We start from the raw sequence: 14,336 nt of genomic DNA on the forward strand, positions 1-14,336 counted from the left end.
GAAAGTTAGTTACTGACTCCTTTGTTAGAGACTATAACCATCACGACAGGGTCTGGCAACGGCGGCCGGACGTAGGGTGCGAGGCAAGATCACCCGCGCGAGAAAGGTCGTACGCCATGGCCGTGAAGGACTCCGAACTGCCGCACCTGCGCCGCTGTGTGGAGCTGGCGGCCGAGGCGCTGGACGCCGGGGACGAGCCGTTCGGTTCGGTGCTCGTCGGGGCGGACGGCTCGGTGCTCGCCGAGGACCACAACCGAGTGGCCTCCGGCGACCGCACCCGCCACCCCGAGTTCGAACTGGCCCGCTGGTCGGCGGCGCACCTCACCCCCGGGGAGCGGGCGGCGGCCACCGTCTACACCTCCGGCGAGCACTGCCCCATGTGCGCGGCCGCCCACGCCTGGGTGGGACTGGGCCGCATCGTCTACGTCGCCTCCAGCGAGCAGCTCGGCTCCTGGCTGACCGAGCTGGGCGTGCCCGCCCCGCCGGTGCGCACGCTGCCGGTCCACGAGGTCGCGCCCGGCGTGACCGTCGAGGGCCCGGTGCCCGAGCTGGTGGACGAGGTGCGCGCGTTGCACGTCCGCTTCCACCGCCGACAGGGCTGACCAGGGGCGCTCGCCCGCCGAGATGCAGGGCCGGAGCCACGCTGCCTACGATCGGGAAAGGCCTTCGGCCGGATGGACGGCCGGGCCCCTCCCACGTGGAGGCGGATGCCCTTGCAGCCGGCTCAGCGGCCGATGGCCGCACTGTTGACGCTGGTCGCGGTCGCCACCGTCGTCTATCTGACGGTCCCCGCCGCGCTCACCCCCCTGTGGGCCGTGATCGGTCTGATGGGGGTGGCCGCCGTCCTCATCGGTGTCCACCTCCACCGCCCCGCTCACCGCTGGCCCTGGTGGGCGCTCGCGGCCGGTCTGCTCACCTTCATCGCCGGGGACACCTACTACAACGCGATGGAGGCCTACTTCGACGCCTCCAACCCCTTCCCCTCCCCCGCCGACGCCTGCTACCTCGCCACCTACCCGCTCTTCGCCATCGGCCTGTCCGGCCTGGTCCACTACCGCTGGGCCGGCCGCGACCTGCCGAGCCTGCTGGACGCGCTGATCCTCACCGCGGGTCTGGCCCTGCCGGTGTGGGTGTACCTGGTGCAGCCGCTCACCGAGCTGGAGGGGCTGACCTGGCAGCAGCGGGCGATCAGCATCGCCTATCCGCTCGGTGACGTGCTCGTCCTCGCCCTGCTGGTCCGACTGCTCGCCCCGACCCCGCTCAAAGGACCCAACCGGTCGGTACAGCTCCTGGTCATCGGCACCCTCACGCTGCTCTGCTTCGACATCGCCTACGGCATCCTCCAGCTCAACGGGACGTGGCAGACCGGCACGCTGCTCGACGCCGGGTGGATCCTCTTCTACACGGCGTGGGGCCTGGCCGCCCTGCACCCGGCCATGGTGGAACTGACCGCCTCCGTGCCCACCCGGGAGTCCCTGCTGCCGCCCGCTCGCCGGTTGCTGATCCTGGCGCTGGCGACACTGATCGCACCGGCGATCCTGCTCCACGAGGCGGTGCGCGACGCCGCCCATGACGCCGCCGTGATCGCCGCCTTCTCGGCCGTCATGTTCCTGCTGGTCATCCTGCGCCTGGCCGTCATGGTCGTGGCTCATCGCCGGGCCGTGGCCCGGGAACTCGCGCTGCGCGGCGCGGCCGCCTCCCTGGTCTCGGCGGCGCACCGGCAGGACGTCAACCGCGCCTGCCAGGCGGCCGTGACCACCCTCCTCGGGCCCGACGTGCACCATCGCACCCTGGTGCTGCCGCCCGAGGAGGTCACGGACCCGGCGCTGCGCAAGGCCCACATGACGGCTCCCGACGCCCTTGGGCCCTCGCTCACCGCCGAGCTGGGTGATCTGCCCTCGGTGCTGGTCTGTCCCATGACCCCGCCCGACCGGCCACCCGGCGATGCCGCGAGCGTGCTGCTGGTGGCCGGGCCCGCCCGCCCGCTCGCCGAGACCCGCGGTTCCCTGGAGATCCTCGCCTCGCACGCGGGGCTCGCCGTGGAGCGGGTGATGCTGCGCCAGGAGGTCGTGCGCCGGGAGAGCGAGGCGTACTTCCGCACGCTGGTGCGCAACACCTCGGACGTCATCCTGATCGTCGAGGACGACAACACGATCCGGTACGCGAGCCCGTCCGCCGGCTCCGTGTTCGGCACCTCCGACCTGGCCGGCAGCTCGCTGCCGGAGCTGGTGGAGCCCCGGGACCGGACCCGGGCGGCCCGGGCGCTGGCGTCCGTGCGGGACGCGCAGTCCCACGCCGGGCACGACCACTGGTGGGTGCGCCGCCGCGACGGACATGTCGAGGTGGAGGTGCGGTGCACCGACTTCCGCGAGGAGGCCACCGTGGGCGGCCTGGTCGTCACCCTGCGGGACGTGACCGAGCAGCGGCGGCTCCAGCACGAGCTCACCCAGCGCGCCTTCCACGACTCGCTGACCGGGCTGCCGAACCGGACGCTGCTGCTGGAGCGAACCGAGCGCGCCCTCCTGCGCGGTCGCCGCGAGTCGGCGCTGACCTGTCTGCTCTTCATCGACCTCGACGACTTCAAGCAGGTCAACGACACGCTCGGGCACTCCACGGGCGACCGGCTGCTGGAAGCCGTCGGCACCCGGCTCTCCCGCACCCTGCGCCGCAGCGACACCGCGGCCCGGCTCGGCGGCGACGAGTTCGCCGTACTGATGGAGGACGCGCGGGAGCCGCTGGACGCGGAACTGCTCGCGGCCCAGGTCATCCAGGCGCTGTCCCGGCCGATCGCGCTGGCCGAGGAGACGGTGACGGTGTCCGCCAGCGTCGGTGTGGCCACCGCGCGGGACAGCACGGACGCGGAGGAGCTGCTGCGCCACGCCGACCTCGCGCTGTACGCCGCGAAGGCGGCGGGAAAGCGGCAGTGGCGGCGCTTCCAGCAACTGCTGCACACCCGCATGGTCGAGCGGCACGATCTGCAGAGCCGGCTCGCCCGGGCCGTGGCCGACGAGGATTTCACGCTGCGCTACCAGCCGGTGGTGGACATCAGCGTGGGCCAGGTCGTCGGCTTCGAGGCGCTGGTGCGCTGGCCGAGGGCGCCCCAACCGCCCGTGCAGCCGGAGCAGTTCATCACCCTGGCCGAGGAGACCGGACACATCGGCGAGCTCGGCGCGTGGGTGCTGGAGAACGCCGTCCGCGACGCCGCGGGCCTGCAGAAGCTGTCGCCGCGCGACGGATCGCCGTTCATCAGCGTCAACGTCTCCGCCCGGCAGTTCCGCGACCACGCGTTCCTGGACCAGGTCGGGCAGGCCCTGCGCACCCCCGGCCTCACGCCGGGCTCGCTCCAGCTGGAGCTGACCGAGACGGTGCTGCTGCGGCAGGACGCCCAGATCCAGTCGGTGCTGCACGCGCTCAAGGAACTGGGGGTGCGCATCGCGGTCGACGACTTCGGCACCGGGTTCTCCTCGCTGCGCTATCTGCGGGACTTCCCCATCGACGTACTGAAGATCGACAAGTCCTTCATCGACGGCATCACCCGCGACGCCCAGCAGGTCGCGCTGGTCGAGGGCATCGTGCGCCTCGCCGACACCCTCGGCCTCCAGGTGATCGCCGAGGGCATCGAGCACCCGGCCCAGCGGGACCTGCTGGCCGGCATGGGCTGCCGGCTCGGGCAGGGCTATCTGTTCGCCCGCCCGATGTCGTTCGAACAGACCGAGCGGGTCCTGCGGCAGCGCGGCGGGAAAGCCACGCCACCGACCCCCGCCCCGGCCGCACCGACCAGCCGCTGGGCGGACCTGGACCGGCTGCGCCGCACCAGCCCCATGAGCGACGCGGTCCTGGACGAGGTACGCGGACGCCACATCCGCTGCGGCGACCACTGGCTGATCGACTTCGCCTCGTGCAACTACCTCGGCTTCGACTGGGACCCGGAGATCGTCGCGCAGGTCGAACCCGCCGTACGCCACTGGGGCACCCATCCGAGCTGGTCCCGCCTGCTGGGCAGCCCCCGGCTGTACCCCGACATCGAGGAACGGCTCAGCGGCCTCATCGGCGCACCCGACACGCTGCTGCTGCCGACGCTGACCCTGATCCACAGCTCGGTCATCCCCGTCCTCGCCGACCAGGGCCAGGTCTTCGTGGAGGCCACCGCCCACCGCACGGTCTACGACGGCTGCCTGGTCGCCCGCGGGCAGGGCGCCACCCTGCACCGCTTCCACGCCGACCGCCCCGGCGAACTGGAGGCGATGCTGGCCTCGGCGCCGGCGGGCGCGCCCCGGCTGGTGTGCCTGGACGGCGTCGACAGCATGACCGGCAACATCTGCGACCTGCCCACTCTTGCCGCCGTGTGCCGCACGCACGGCGCCACGCTGTACGTCGACGACGCGCACGGCTTCGGTGTGATCGGGGAACGCCGCCCGGACGAGCCGTGTCCGTACGGCTCCCGCGGCAACAGCGTGGTGCGGCACACCGGGGAGTCGTACGACGACATCGTGCTGGTCGCCGGGTTCTCCAAGGCGTACTCGTCGCTGCTGGCCTTCGTCGCGCTGCCGACCGAGCTGAAGAACCGCCTGAAGACGGCCGCGGCGCCCTATCTGTACTCGGGTCCCTCTCCTACGGCGTCCCTGGCCACCGCGCTGGCCGGACTCGACGTCAACGACCGCCGCGGTGACGCGCTGCGCGCCGACCTGCATCGCAAGACGGCCCGCGTCCTGGACCGTCTGGCGACGCTGGGGGTGCGCACCCTCAACCGCGACGGGCTGCCGATCGTGGAGGTCCCGCTGGCCGATCCGAACGACCTGGACGCGGTGGGGCGGTTCCTGTGGGACGAGGGCATCTATGTGACGCTCGCCGCCCATCCGCTCGTGCCGCGCGACCGGGTGGGGTTCCGCGTCCAGGTCACGGCGCTCAACTCGGACGACGACATCGACCGGCTCAACGCCACCCTGACCCGGCTGGCCGGACGCTACCCGCTGCGCACGCGCGGAGCGCGGGCCGAGGCACAGGGACCGGTGCGGCCATGACGACACACAACGACGACGTGGACTGGAACCGCTGGCCGGTCGCGGACTACCTCGCCGAGAACTACCGGGAGGTGCACCCCTCGGACGCGGCGGTCATCGCCCACCACTCTGCGTTCTACCGGCGGCTGGCACCCGGATCGGTGGCCCGCTCGGTGGAGTTCGGGGCGGGACCGAACCTGTATCCGCTGATGCTCGCCGCCGCCGTGAGCCGCCGGATCGAGGCCGTGGAGGCGGGAGCCTCGAACATCGCCTATCTGGAGCGGCAGATCCTGTGCGGCCCGGAGGCCAGCTGGCTGCCGTTCCACGCCCTGTGCAGACGGCTCAACCCGGCGGTGCCGGCCACCCCGGCGCAGGCGCTGGCCCAGGTGTACGTGGTGCACGCGGACGTCCGTGACCTGCCGCCGGACACCTACGGTCTGGCGTCCATGCACTTCGTCGCCGAGGGCGCCACCGAGGACTTCGCGGAGTTCACCGCGTTCTGCCGGACCTTCGTGCGCTGTGTCGCCCCGGGCGGATACCTGGTGGCGGCGTTCATGGAGAACATGCCGACGTACCGGATCGGACCGGCCTCGCGCTGGCCCGGCTGCCCGATCGACCCGGACCGGGTCACGGAGGTGTTCACGCCCCTGACCCGGGAGCTCACCGTCACCCGCATCGACTCGGACCCGACGCTCCCGGACTACGGCGACTCCGGGATGGTGCTGCTGACGGGGGTGGCGCGCTGAGCGCGGCGACGGCCCCACCGGTCGCGCGACCGGTGGGACCTCGCCTGCCTGGCGTCAGCGGGTCGTCCGGGCGCGGGAGCGCCGGTAGAGGACGGCGCCACCGAGGACGAGGGCGGCGCCGGCCGCCGCCGCGGGGACGGTGTGGTCCGCCCCGGTGCGGGCGAGCGCGGCGCCGGGGCGGTCCTGGACGTGCTCCGCGGGCTTGGGACCCGGCTGGGCGCGGGGCGGCGCGGGCGGCCGGGGCGCCGGTTCCGCGGGGCGTTCGGGTCGTACGGGGCGGCCGGAGGAGTTCTCCGACTCGTTGCCGGCGGCCGCGTTGCCGAGGCCGACCACGTTCACGCTGTTGCCGCTCACGTTCACCGGGAGCTGGACCGGCAGCTGCACGCCGTTGCCGGAGACCACACCGGGCGAATCCTTTCCGCCGCCCCGCGCGGACGCCCCGCCCCCAGCGGACGCCCCGCCGGGCGCGCCGCGCTCGTCCCCCGCGCTCCGGTCGGCGCACGTGTTGCCCGCGGCCGGGTTGAGCAGTCCCACCACGTTCACGGTGTTCCCGCACACGTTCACCGGGACGTGCACCGGGAGCTGGACGGTGTTGCCGGAGATCAGTCCGGGCGAGCCGACCGCGGCGCCGTCGGCCCCGGAGTCGGCCTGCGCGGGCATCGTCAGGGCCATCGCACCGGACACGGCGGCGACGGCGATCACACCGTTTCGGGTAACCCGTCTCATAGGTTCCCTGCCTTCCAGACATGGATGCGGGCACTCACCCGCACCGGATAAAACGCGGGCGAACCATCGGAGTTATGGCTAATCGGCCTTTCACCCCATCGAGCGTCAGGTTTATCGAACTAGCGGCAAAAGCTGTTGTATGGGATTCAGTGATACGTATGCGCATGCAAGAGGCGGCGGGAAGAGCCCGGGAAGCGGCCCCTCGCGGGCGCTGTCGCTCGTCCGGAGGCGGAGCCCCGGAGGGCCGCTTATCGTGATCGAGGGCGCCGGATCCCGGTCCGCCGACGGGCGTCCCTGGAGGCATCGATGCTGGGCAAGCTGCCGAAACGGCCCGCCCTGCGGCACTGCGCCGTCATCTCGGCCGTAGGGCTCACCGTGCTGGGCCTGGGACTGCCCGCGGTGGACGGTGACGATCCCGGTCTGGCGCGGTTCTACCGCCAGAAGGTGGCGTGGGGGAAGTGCCAGGGCATGGAGGCGCCCAAGGACCTCCAGTGCGGCAAGATCACGGTCCCCCTCGACTACGCCGACCCGGCGGCCGGGACGCTCGACCTGGCGCTGGCCCGCTACCGGGCCACGGGCAAGGCGCGCGGCTCGGTGCTGCTGAACTTCGGCGGGCCCGGGGGTGCGGGCGTCGACCAGCTCGCCTACGGCGGCAAGGACTTCATGGGCCTGACCGACGAGTACGACGTGGTGACCTTCGACCCGCGCGGTGTGGGCCGGTCCTCGCCGGTCAGCTGCGGCGACGGCGCCGAGGCGACCGCCGACTCGTCGGACGACAGCGCCGAACTCGACGCCGATCCGCAGGCGGTGCTGGAGGAGATCCGCGCCACGGCCGCCGCGTGCGCCGAGCACTCCGGGCCCGTGCTGCCCCACATAGGCACCGTGAACGCCTCCCGGGACCTGGACGTGATGCGCGAAGCCGTCGGCGACAAGAAGCTCAACTACCTCGGCTTCTCCTACGGCACCCGGCTCGGCGCGGTCTATGCGAAGCAGTTCCCCGACAAGGTGGGCCGCATGGTGCTCGACGGCGTGGACACCCTCACCGAGCCGCTCACCGAACAGGGCGTGGCGGGCGCCGAGGGACAGCAGAAGGCACTGGACGAGTTCGTCACCTGGTGCACCCAGGACATCGGCTGCCCCTTCGGGCAGGATCCGCGCACCGCGCGCAAGGAGGTCGAGCGGCTCGTGGAGTCGCTGGACGAGGATCCCGTGCCGACGGACTTCGGGGACGAGTTCACCGGCCAGGACCTGGTGGGCGCCATCGGGCAGGCCCTGTACAGCGAGGACCTGTGGCCGTCGCTGCAACGCGCCCTGACCTCCCTGGTGGAGGACGGCGACACCAGCGGCGTGGTGGGCTTCGCCTCCGGCGGCCTGACCGTGCCCGGCCGCAACGGCGACGGCGACCACAGCGGTCTGGTGGACACGGAGGACGTCCCCCTGGACAACCTCCCGGCGGCGCTGATGGCGATCAACTGCGCGGACGATCCCGACCGGCCCAGCGCCAAGGACATCACCCGCAATCTCGACCGGCTGCGCGCCGAGTACGAGCGGGCTTCCCCGGTGTTCGGCCGCTACCGGCTCACCGAGGTCCTGATGTGCTACGGCCGCCCCAAGGGCACCGACTTCATCCGCGAGAAGGTCAAGGATCTGGACGGCCCGAAGATGCTCCTGGTCGGCACCCGGGGCGACCCGGCGACGCCGTACCGCTGGACCGTGCAGACGGCACGCCGCCTCGGCTCCTCGGCCGTGGTCCTGGACAACCGCGACGGCGGCCACACCGGGTACGCCTCCTCCAAGTGCGTGCACGAGAAGGTGGACGCGTTCCTGCTGTACGGCTCCCTGCCGCCGAACGGCAGTTCCTGCGGGCCGGGGCAGGACGACTGAGGCGGCCCGGTCAGTCCTCCGCGTACGCGATCCGGTGCAGGGCGGCCGCGGTCCGGCCGAAGCCGTCGTCGCCGAGCAGGTCCCGCAGTTCGGCGTTGAAGCGGTCGATCTCGGGGCGGGCGGCGCCCAGGGCGGCGGTGCCGGCGTCGGTCAACTCCAGGACCACGGCCCGGTGTTCGCTGGGATGCGCCCGCTTGGCGAGGAGCCCGGCCGTGGTCAGCCGGGTCACGAGACCCGTGACGGCCGACTCCCGCAGGCCGAGCGAGCGCGCCAGCTGCTGCTGGGTGACGCCCGGTTGGTCCTCGACGGCGAACAGGGCGCCGAGCTGGGCGGTGGTGACCCCGGCGGCCGCCACACAGCGCCGGTCGGCGGTGGTGCGCAGCCGGTGCGCCGCTCGCTGCAACAGGAAGTAGAGGCGCTGATCAGGCTCGGGCATGGCCCGATCTTGACAGAGCCAGCAGGCCCGCGCCACCCTCACTTCACTACTGAAGTGAGGTTTTCATGAGCGACTCCCTGGACCTGGCGTCGGCCAGGAAGGTACTGGCCGCGCAGCCCTTCAGCGCCCTGCTCGGGGCCCGCCTGACAGCGTTCGGCAAGGGCGCGGCGACCCTGGAACTGGACATCCGCGGCGAGCTCCTCCAGCAGTTCGGCTACGTCCACGGCGGTGTGCTCGGCTATGCCGCGGACAACGCGTCGGCCTTCGCCGCGGGAACCGTGGCCGGCCCGCGCCTGACCACGTCCGGGCTCACGATCGACTTCCTGCGTCCCGCCAGGGGCGAACTCCTGCGCGCCCGTGCGGAGGTGGTCCGCGCGGGCCGTACCCGTGTCGTGTGCCGCTGCGATCTGATCACCGTCGACGGCCAGGGCACGGAGACACTCTGCGCGGTGTCCCAGGGCGCCATCGCGGTGACCTGACCGGGCCGTCACCGGCGCGCCGGAGCCGACCTCGGCGTACGACGGATTCGCCCCCCATGCCCCATTCGCGAATCAGACCTATCGTGCTGTCATGGAGCATGCACTGAGCCCCGCCACACTCGCCGAGCTGCGCCGCCCGCGTCCCTACCCCGCGGTGTCCGTCCTGACCCCGACGCACCGCAGGGAGCCCGACAACGCCCAGGACGCGGTCCGGCTTCGCAATGTCGTGGCCGACGCCAAGAAGCAGCTGGAAACGGACCCCGCGGTCAGCCGGGAACGGCGGATCGACGTCGTCCGGCAGCTGGAGGAAGCGCTCGCCGAGGTCGACCTGACGCACGCCGAGGACGGTCTCGCGATCTTCGCCGCGCCGGGTGAGCACCAGGTGTGGTCACTGGCCCGCCCGGTGCCCGAACGCGTGGTCCTCTCGGACACCTTCCTGACCCGCAACCTCGTCTCGGCGCAGGCCGCCGAGCGGCCGTTCTGGGTGCTCTCGGTCTCCGCCGACCGGGTCACGCTGTGGAGCGGCGGCACCGACCGGGTCGTGGAGGAACACGCCGGCGGCTTCCCGCTCACCCGGAGTACGGACAACTTCGACGCCGAGCGCCAGGAGCGGATCGGCGACCTGTCGAGCACCTTCCGCGACGAGGGCACCCGGCACTTCCTGCGGGAGGCCGACACCGCCGTCGGCAGGCTGCTGCGCCACGATCCGCGCCCGCTGTACGTCACGGGCGAGACCGCGGCACTGTCCCTGCTCGACGAGGTCGGCAGCGCCACCCGCGACGCCGTCCACGTCCGGCACGGCGGTCTCTCCCACGCCACCCCGGACACGGTGTGGCAGGCGGTACGGCCCGTGGTCGCGGCCGACGGCCGCAAGACCGTCGACCAGGTGGCCCGGGAGCTGGAGACGGCCAGGGGCCGCAAGGCGTACGCGGCCGGCCTGGACGAGGTCTGGCAGAGCGCCCGCGAGGGCCGGGTCCGGCTGCTGGCGGTCGAGGAGAACTACCGTGCCACCGTCCGCGACGACGCCGGCGACCACCTGATCCCGGCCGAGAGCGGCGACCTCGACGCCCGCGAGGACATCGTGGACGAGATCGTCGAGCAGTGCCTGGAGACCGGCGCCGACGTCCGCTTCGTGCCGGACGGCACCCTGCAGGACGCCGCCGGGATCGCGGGCGTCCTGCGCTACTGAGCCGGGTCAGACGCTCCCGAAGAGCGCGCTGAGCCCTTCGTCCACGGCCGACCCGATGTCCTCCTGGCCGACGGCGACGACCGCGCAGCTGCGCGCCAGGAAGCGGCGCAGCGCCGCGCTGTCGAACTGCAGCAGGGCCAGCCCGTACGGCGAGTGGAACTCCAGTACCGTACGGGCCGGACCGCACGGCCAGATGTGCACGTCCCCGGCTCCGGCCGGGCCGTGCAGCCCCTCCGCCAGCAGCGAGCGGGCGAAGGTCCAGGTGACGCCCTCCCCGTCGAGGGAGACCTCGGACGGGAAGTCGATGTGCACGGCCAGCGGGTCGGTCGACCTGTACCGGAGCGTGGCGGGAGCGGGCACCACCTCCTCGTCGGCGGTGATGAGACGAGCGCGAACGGGCTGCTCCAAGGTGACGTCCATAACGATCTCCCCCGTGATCGATGAGGTCGGACCGGCGAAAAGCCGGTATGTCTTTAGGACCTCGCAGCCGCCCTTCGCATTACGCCCGAGCCGGATCCCCTCGGGTGACCTGCGTCACGCCCCGACGGAGCATTCTCGCCTTACCCGTACGAAGCCACCCGAAGCCCCCGCGTCAGCGGCAGAAGCCTTCGAACACGCTGTCGTCGAACACGGGGATGGGCATGCGATCGTCGGGCCGACACACCGTCAAACCACGTACTCCGTCTACGACTTGGCTTGGGAAAGCAGTACGCCATGGACATGGCCTGACCGCCCCGTGAAGACACTGGCATATGCCAGAAGCACCACCGCGTCGGGTGTTGCCAAATCCCTTACAGCGCATCGCGGGCTGTGCAACAGTCGTAACGGTCCCTCCGTCAATCTGGTCGTACCGTCCCCTTCACCGGAGTGCGTCATGCCGTCCCATCTCTCCGCGGACCGCCCAGCCGCCCAGCCGCCCGGACGCGGCTCGGTCGACGCGCTGATCACGCAGGCGCGACGCCTCAAGGGCGACGTGGACGCGGTGCGGCGGGACACGCCCGGCGACGGTTCGGACCCGCAGGAACGCTGGCAGCGAGCCCTGTGCGACCTGGCCCTCACCCAACTCGACGACCTCGACGCCCACTTGGCCCAGCTGCGGGAGGGACCGCCGCCGGCGCCCCCCGCACCGGAGACACCCGCGGCCGCCGAGTCCGCGCCGCCCGCCCCGCCCGGCGAGTCACTGCTCAGCCGGGTCGGCAGCGCGGAGTGGAACCTCCTGACGGACGAGGCCAGTTGGTCCGGCGAGCTGTACCAGATCCTGGGCCGGGACGCCGCCGCTCCTCCGCTCACCCTGGACGAACTGCCCTCCCTGGTCCTCGACGAGGACCGGCCGCGGCTGACCGCGATGGTCACCGACTGCCTCGTCGACGCCAAGCCGATCGACGGGGAGTTCCGCATCGTCCGCCCGGGCGGTGAGGTACGGACCGTTCACATGATGGGCGAGCCCGTGCTCGACGCCGACGGCAGCACCGCCTCGATGTGGGCCGTGCTGCGGGACGTCAGCGAACTGCGCCGCAGCCAGCGCGAGGTGAGCGAGACCCGTGACTCGCTCCAGCGCCAGCAGCACCGCGCGCAGACCGAGCACCGGCTGGCGGTCGAGTTGCAGGAGGCTGTGCTGCCGCCGTGGCGCGGCTCCCTGCGACTCCCGCACGAGGGCCCGGAAACCCTGGACCTCGCGGCCCGTCACCTGCCGTCCACAGGCGGCTCGCCGATCGGCGGCGACTGGTACGACGCGCTCGAACTACCGGGCGGCGCGACACTGCTGAGCGTCGGCGGCCTCACCGGCCAGGGCGTGGCCGCGGCCTCGGGCATGGCGACCCTGCTGGGTGCCGTGCGCGGCATGGCGATGGCCGGCACCGCGCCGGGCCAGCTGATGTCCTGGCTCAACCAGTTGCTCGATGCCACTGTCCAGCCCGCCCTCGGCAGCGCGGTCTGCTGCCGCTACCGGCCCGCCACCCGCACCCTGGTCTGGGCCCAGGCGGGACACCCCGCCCCGCTGCTGTTCCGCGGCGGGACGGGGCGCCGACTGGCCGCGCCGGAGGGCGTGCTGCTGGGCGCGACGACCGGTGCCTCCTACGACCAGGCCGAAGTCACCCTGGACGCCGGCGACCTGCTGCTCCTGCACACCGATGGACTGGTGTCCGGGCAGGGCGGAACCGACACGTCGGACCGTCTCCTCGACCTGGCTCCGCGCTTCGACGCGGCGCACTCCGCACAGGACTGCGTGCGGATGGTGATGGAGGAGTTCGGCGGGACCCCACGCGCGGACGACGCCTGTGTGCTGGTCGCCAGGGTGATCTGAGCCGGGTGATGTGAGGCGGGATCGAGCGCACGGGTCCCCTGTGCCCGTGCGATCCTCTATGCCCGTGCGCTGCTGCCGCCCTTCGCCGGCTTGGGCAGGGCCACTCTGATCTCCTCCCGCAACTCGTTGATTTTCGGGTACCTGGAGTACTCGGCGGTCAGCCGGTACATCTGACGCAGCCGGTCCCATGTGCGGTGGGAGGAGTTGGATCCCATCGACATCAGGGCGAGACGGGCGTAGCGGTCGGCCTGTTCGGGGTCGTCGGCGATGAAGCAGGCGGAGGCCATGGACAGGAAGTCGAAGATCTTCGAGCGCTGCCGCCCGTCGACCCTCAGGGACAGGGCCTTCTCCGCGTAGTGCTGGGCGTGCACGGCCGCTTGGGGCTCGAACTCCGCCAGCGTGCGGTAGGCCAGGGCCTGCATGCCGTACAGGTCCTCCTCCTTGAAGGTCTGCATCCAGCTCGGGGGCGGCACATCGCCCTTGTCGGAGACGAACAGGTCCTCCGCCTGTCCGAGGGTGCGGCGCATCGCCTGGCCCTTGCCCATGGAGGCCTGAGCCCAGGCCTCGATGGTGTGGAGCATCGCCCGGGTCCGCGGCAGCACCTCGGCGCCGGAGCCGGACTGGGCGAGCTTCATCAGGTCCAGTGCGTCGTCGGGCCGGCCCAGGTGCACCATCTGGCGAGCCGCTCGGGAGAGCGCCTCCCCGGCACGGGGCCGGTCGCCGCCCTCACGGGCCGCGTGGGCGGCGATGACGAAGTACTTCTGTGCCGTGGGCTCCAGGCCGACGTCGTGCGACATCCAGCCCGCGAGCACGGCGAGATTGGCGGCGACGCCCCACAGGCGCCGCTGGAGGTGTTCCGGATGCCGGTAGGCGAGCATGCCGCCCACTTCGTTGAGCTGCCCCACCACCGCCTTGCGTTGCAGCCCGCCACCGCGGGCGGCGTCCCAGGCACGGAACACCTCTACGGAACGCTCCAGTTCCTCGATCTCCTGCGACCCGATGGGGGCGGCCTCGTAGCGGTCGAACCCAGCGGGGTCGGCGTGCAGGGGATCGTCGAATCGGGGAGCGTCGGCCTTGAGAGTCGGATCGGAGAGCAGCCAGTCGTGCATGGCGCTGCTGAGTGCGGATCCCGCGGCGAGCGCGGCACCCGCGCCCACCAAGCCGCGTCGGTTGAGCATGAGGTCCATTCCCGTGAATTCGGTGAGGACCGCAGCTGTCCGTTCGGGCGCCCACGGCACGCCGTCGGGATGTTCCACATTCCCGCCGCCCTGCCGTTTCCCTGCACGCCCGTGCCGGACCAGACCGAGGTCCTCGATGGTCACGACACGGCCGAGTCGCTCGGTGAACAGAGCCGCCAGCACCCGCGGTACCGGATCGCGCGGGATCTCTCCCATGTCGATCCAACGCCGCACCCGCGAGGTGTCGGTCGACAGCTGGGGGTGGCCCATGGCCGCCGCCTGCCGGTTGACCAGCCTCGCGAGCTCACCCTTGGACCAGCCGGCCAGGCCGAACAGGTCCGCGAGGCGGGAGTTGGGTTGTCCGTTCACGTCAAGCCCCCAGGTTCTCGGCTGAGT

Annotated in this window: 11 protein-coding genes; 7 read left to right on the forward strand and 4 right to left on the reverse strand. The window is 72.1% G+C overall.

The window, feature by feature from the left end:
- Window positions 1-116: 116 nt before the first annotated feature.
- The 3 genes from M8H82_RS10775 to M8H82_RS10785 all read left to right on the forward strand — a co-directional run bounded on the left by M8H82_RS10775 (window position 117) and on the right by M8H82_RS10785 (window position 5,746).
- A complete protein-coding gene (locus M8H82_RS10775) occupies window positions 117-602 on the forward strand; it encodes a nucleoside deaminase (protein ID WP_250072587.1) in 486 nt (161 codons plus the stop codon).
- 132 nt (window positions 603-734) lie between these two features.
- Window positions 735-5,021, forward strand: coding sequence for an aminotransferase class I/II-fold pyridoxal phosphate-dependent enzyme (locus tag M8H82_RS10780; protein WP_250073062.1), 4,287 nt, complete (start codon window positions 735-737; stop codon window positions 5,019-5,021).
- A complete protein-coding gene (locus M8H82_RS10785) occupies window positions 5,018-5,746 on the forward strand; it encodes a class I SAM-dependent methyltransferase (protein WP_250072589.1) in 729 nt (242 codons plus the stop codon). Before M8H82_RS10780 ends, M8H82_RS10785 begins: the two co-directional genes overlap by 4 nt.
- Window positions 5,747-5,800: 54 nt before the next feature.
- Here the strand turns inward: M8H82_RS10785 and M8H82_RS10790 are convergent, their stop codons facing one another.
- Window positions 5,801-6,472 carry a chaplin gene (locus M8H82_RS10790; protein ID WP_250072590.1) on the reverse strand — a complete coding sequence of 224 codons (672 nt, stop codon included), beginning with the start codon at window positions 6,470-6,472 and terminating at the stop codon, window positions 5,801-5,803.
- 306 nt (window positions 6,473-6,778) lie between these two features.
- On the opposite strand from M8H82_RS10790, the gene M8H82_RS10795 reads away from it, so the two are divergent.
- The gene (locus M8H82_RS10795) at window positions 6,779-8,356 is read left to right on the forward strand and encodes an alpha/beta hydrolase (protein WP_250072591.1); all 1,578 of its coding nucleotides are present in this window, start codon (window positions 6,779-6,781) and stop codon (window positions 8,354-8,356) included.
- Window positions 8,357-8,366: 10 nt separating this feature from the next.
- Here the strand turns inward: M8H82_RS10795 and M8H82_RS10800 are convergent, their stop codons facing one another.
- Window positions 8,367-8,792 carry a MarR family winged helix-turn-helix transcriptional regulator gene (locus tag M8H82_RS10800; RefSeq protein ID WP_250072592.1) on the reverse strand — a complete coding sequence of 142 codons (426 nt, stop codon included), beginning with the start codon at window positions 8,790-8,792 and terminating at the stop codon, window positions 8,367-8,369.
- A 65-nt stretch (window positions 8,793-8,857) separates the two neighbouring features.
- Here M8H82_RS10800 and M8H82_RS10805 point away from each other — a divergent pair, with 65 nt between their 5' ends.
- Window positions 8,858-9,271 (forward strand): PaaI family thioesterase, encoded by a 414-nt coding sequence (locus tag M8H82_RS10805; RefSeq protein ID WP_250072593.1) that lies wholly within the window; start codon window positions 8,858-8,860, stop codon window positions 9,269-9,271.
- Window positions 9,272-9,362: 91 nt separating this feature from the next.
- A complete protein-coding gene (locus M8H82_RS10810; protein ID WP_250072594.1) occupies window positions 9,363-10,460 on the forward strand; it encodes a chemotaxis protein in 1,098 nt (365 codons plus the stop codon).
- Between the two features lie 6 nt (window positions 10,461-10,466).
- Here M8H82_RS10810 and M8H82_RS10815 read toward each other — a convergent pair whose 3' ends face one another.
- Window positions 10,467-10,880: an SsgA family sporulation/cell division regulator gene (locus M8H82_RS10815; protein WP_250072596.1), complete on the reverse strand. Its 414-nt coding sequence runs from the start codon at window positions 10,878-10,880 to the stop codon at window positions 10,467-10,469.
- Window positions 10,881-11,334: 454 nt separating this feature from the next.
- Between M8H82_RS10815 and M8H82_RS10820 the strand changes: the two genes are divergently transcribed.
- Complete coding sequence (locus tag M8H82_RS10820; RefSeq protein ID WP_250072598.1) at window positions 11,335-12,762, forward strand: PP2C family protein-serine/threonine phosphatase; 1,428 nt, start codon at window positions 11,335-11,337, stop codon at window positions 12,760-12,762.
- 56 nt (window positions 12,763-12,818) lie between these two features.
- Here the strand turns inward: M8H82_RS10820 and M8H82_RS10825 are convergent, their stop codons facing one another.
- On the reverse strand, window positions 12,819-14,309 hold the full coding sequence (locus tag M8H82_RS10825) for a hypothetical protein (protein WP_250072600.1): 1,491 nt from the start codon (window positions 14,307-14,309) through the stop codon (window positions 12,819-12,821).
- Between the last annotated feature and the right edge of the window lie 27 nt (window positions 14,310-14,336).

The sequence above is a fragment of the Streptomyces sp. YS415 genome (assembly GCF_023544665.1).
GTDB lineage: Bacteria > Actinomycetota > Actinomycetes > Streptomycetales > Streptomycetaceae > Streptomyces.

Excerpts from the sequence above, each read along its gene's own strand:
- M8H82_RS10775 (WP_250072587.1), top strand. The coding sequence starts at position 117 with ATGGCCGTGAAGGACTCCGAACTGCCGCACCTGCGCCGCTGTGTGGAG.
- M8H82_RS10800 (WP_250072592.1), bottom strand. The coding sequence starts at position 8,792 with ATGCCCGAGCCTGATCAGCGCCTCTACTTCCTGTTGCAGCGAGCGGCG.
- M8H82_RS10810 (WP_250072594.1), top strand. The coding sequence starts at position 9,363 with ATGGAGCATGCACTGAGCCCCGCCACACTCGCCGAGCTGCGCCGCCCG.
- M8H82_RS10815 (WP_250072596.1), bottom strand. The coding sequence starts at position 10,880 with ATGGACGTCACCTTGGAGCAGCCCGTTCGCGCTCGTCTCATCACCGCC.
- M8H82_RS10805 (WP_250072593.1), top strand. The coding sequence starts at position 8,858 with ATGAGCGACTCCCTGGACCTGGCGTCGGCCAGGAAGGTACTGGCCGCG.
- M8H82_RS10795 (WP_250072591.1), top strand. The coding sequence starts at position 6,779 with ATGCTGGGCAAGCTGCCGAAACGGCCCGCCCTGCGGCACTGCGCCGTC.
- M8H82_RS10780 (WP_250073062.1), top strand. The coding sequence starts at position 735 with ATGGCCGCACTGTTGACGCTGGTCGCGGTCGCCACCGTCGTCTATCTG.
- M8H82_RS10820 (WP_250072598.1), top strand. The coding sequence starts at position 11,335 with ATGCCGTCCCATCTCTCCGCGGACCGCCCAGCCGCCCAGCCGCCCGGA.
- M8H82_RS10785 (WP_250072589.1), top strand. The coding sequence starts at position 5,018 with ATGACGACACACAACGACGACGTGGACTGGAACCGCTGGCCGGTCGCG.
- M8H82_RS10790 (WP_250072590.1), bottom strand. The coding sequence starts at position 6,472 with ATGAGACGGGTTACCCGAAACGGTGTGATCGCCGTCGCCGCCGTGTCC.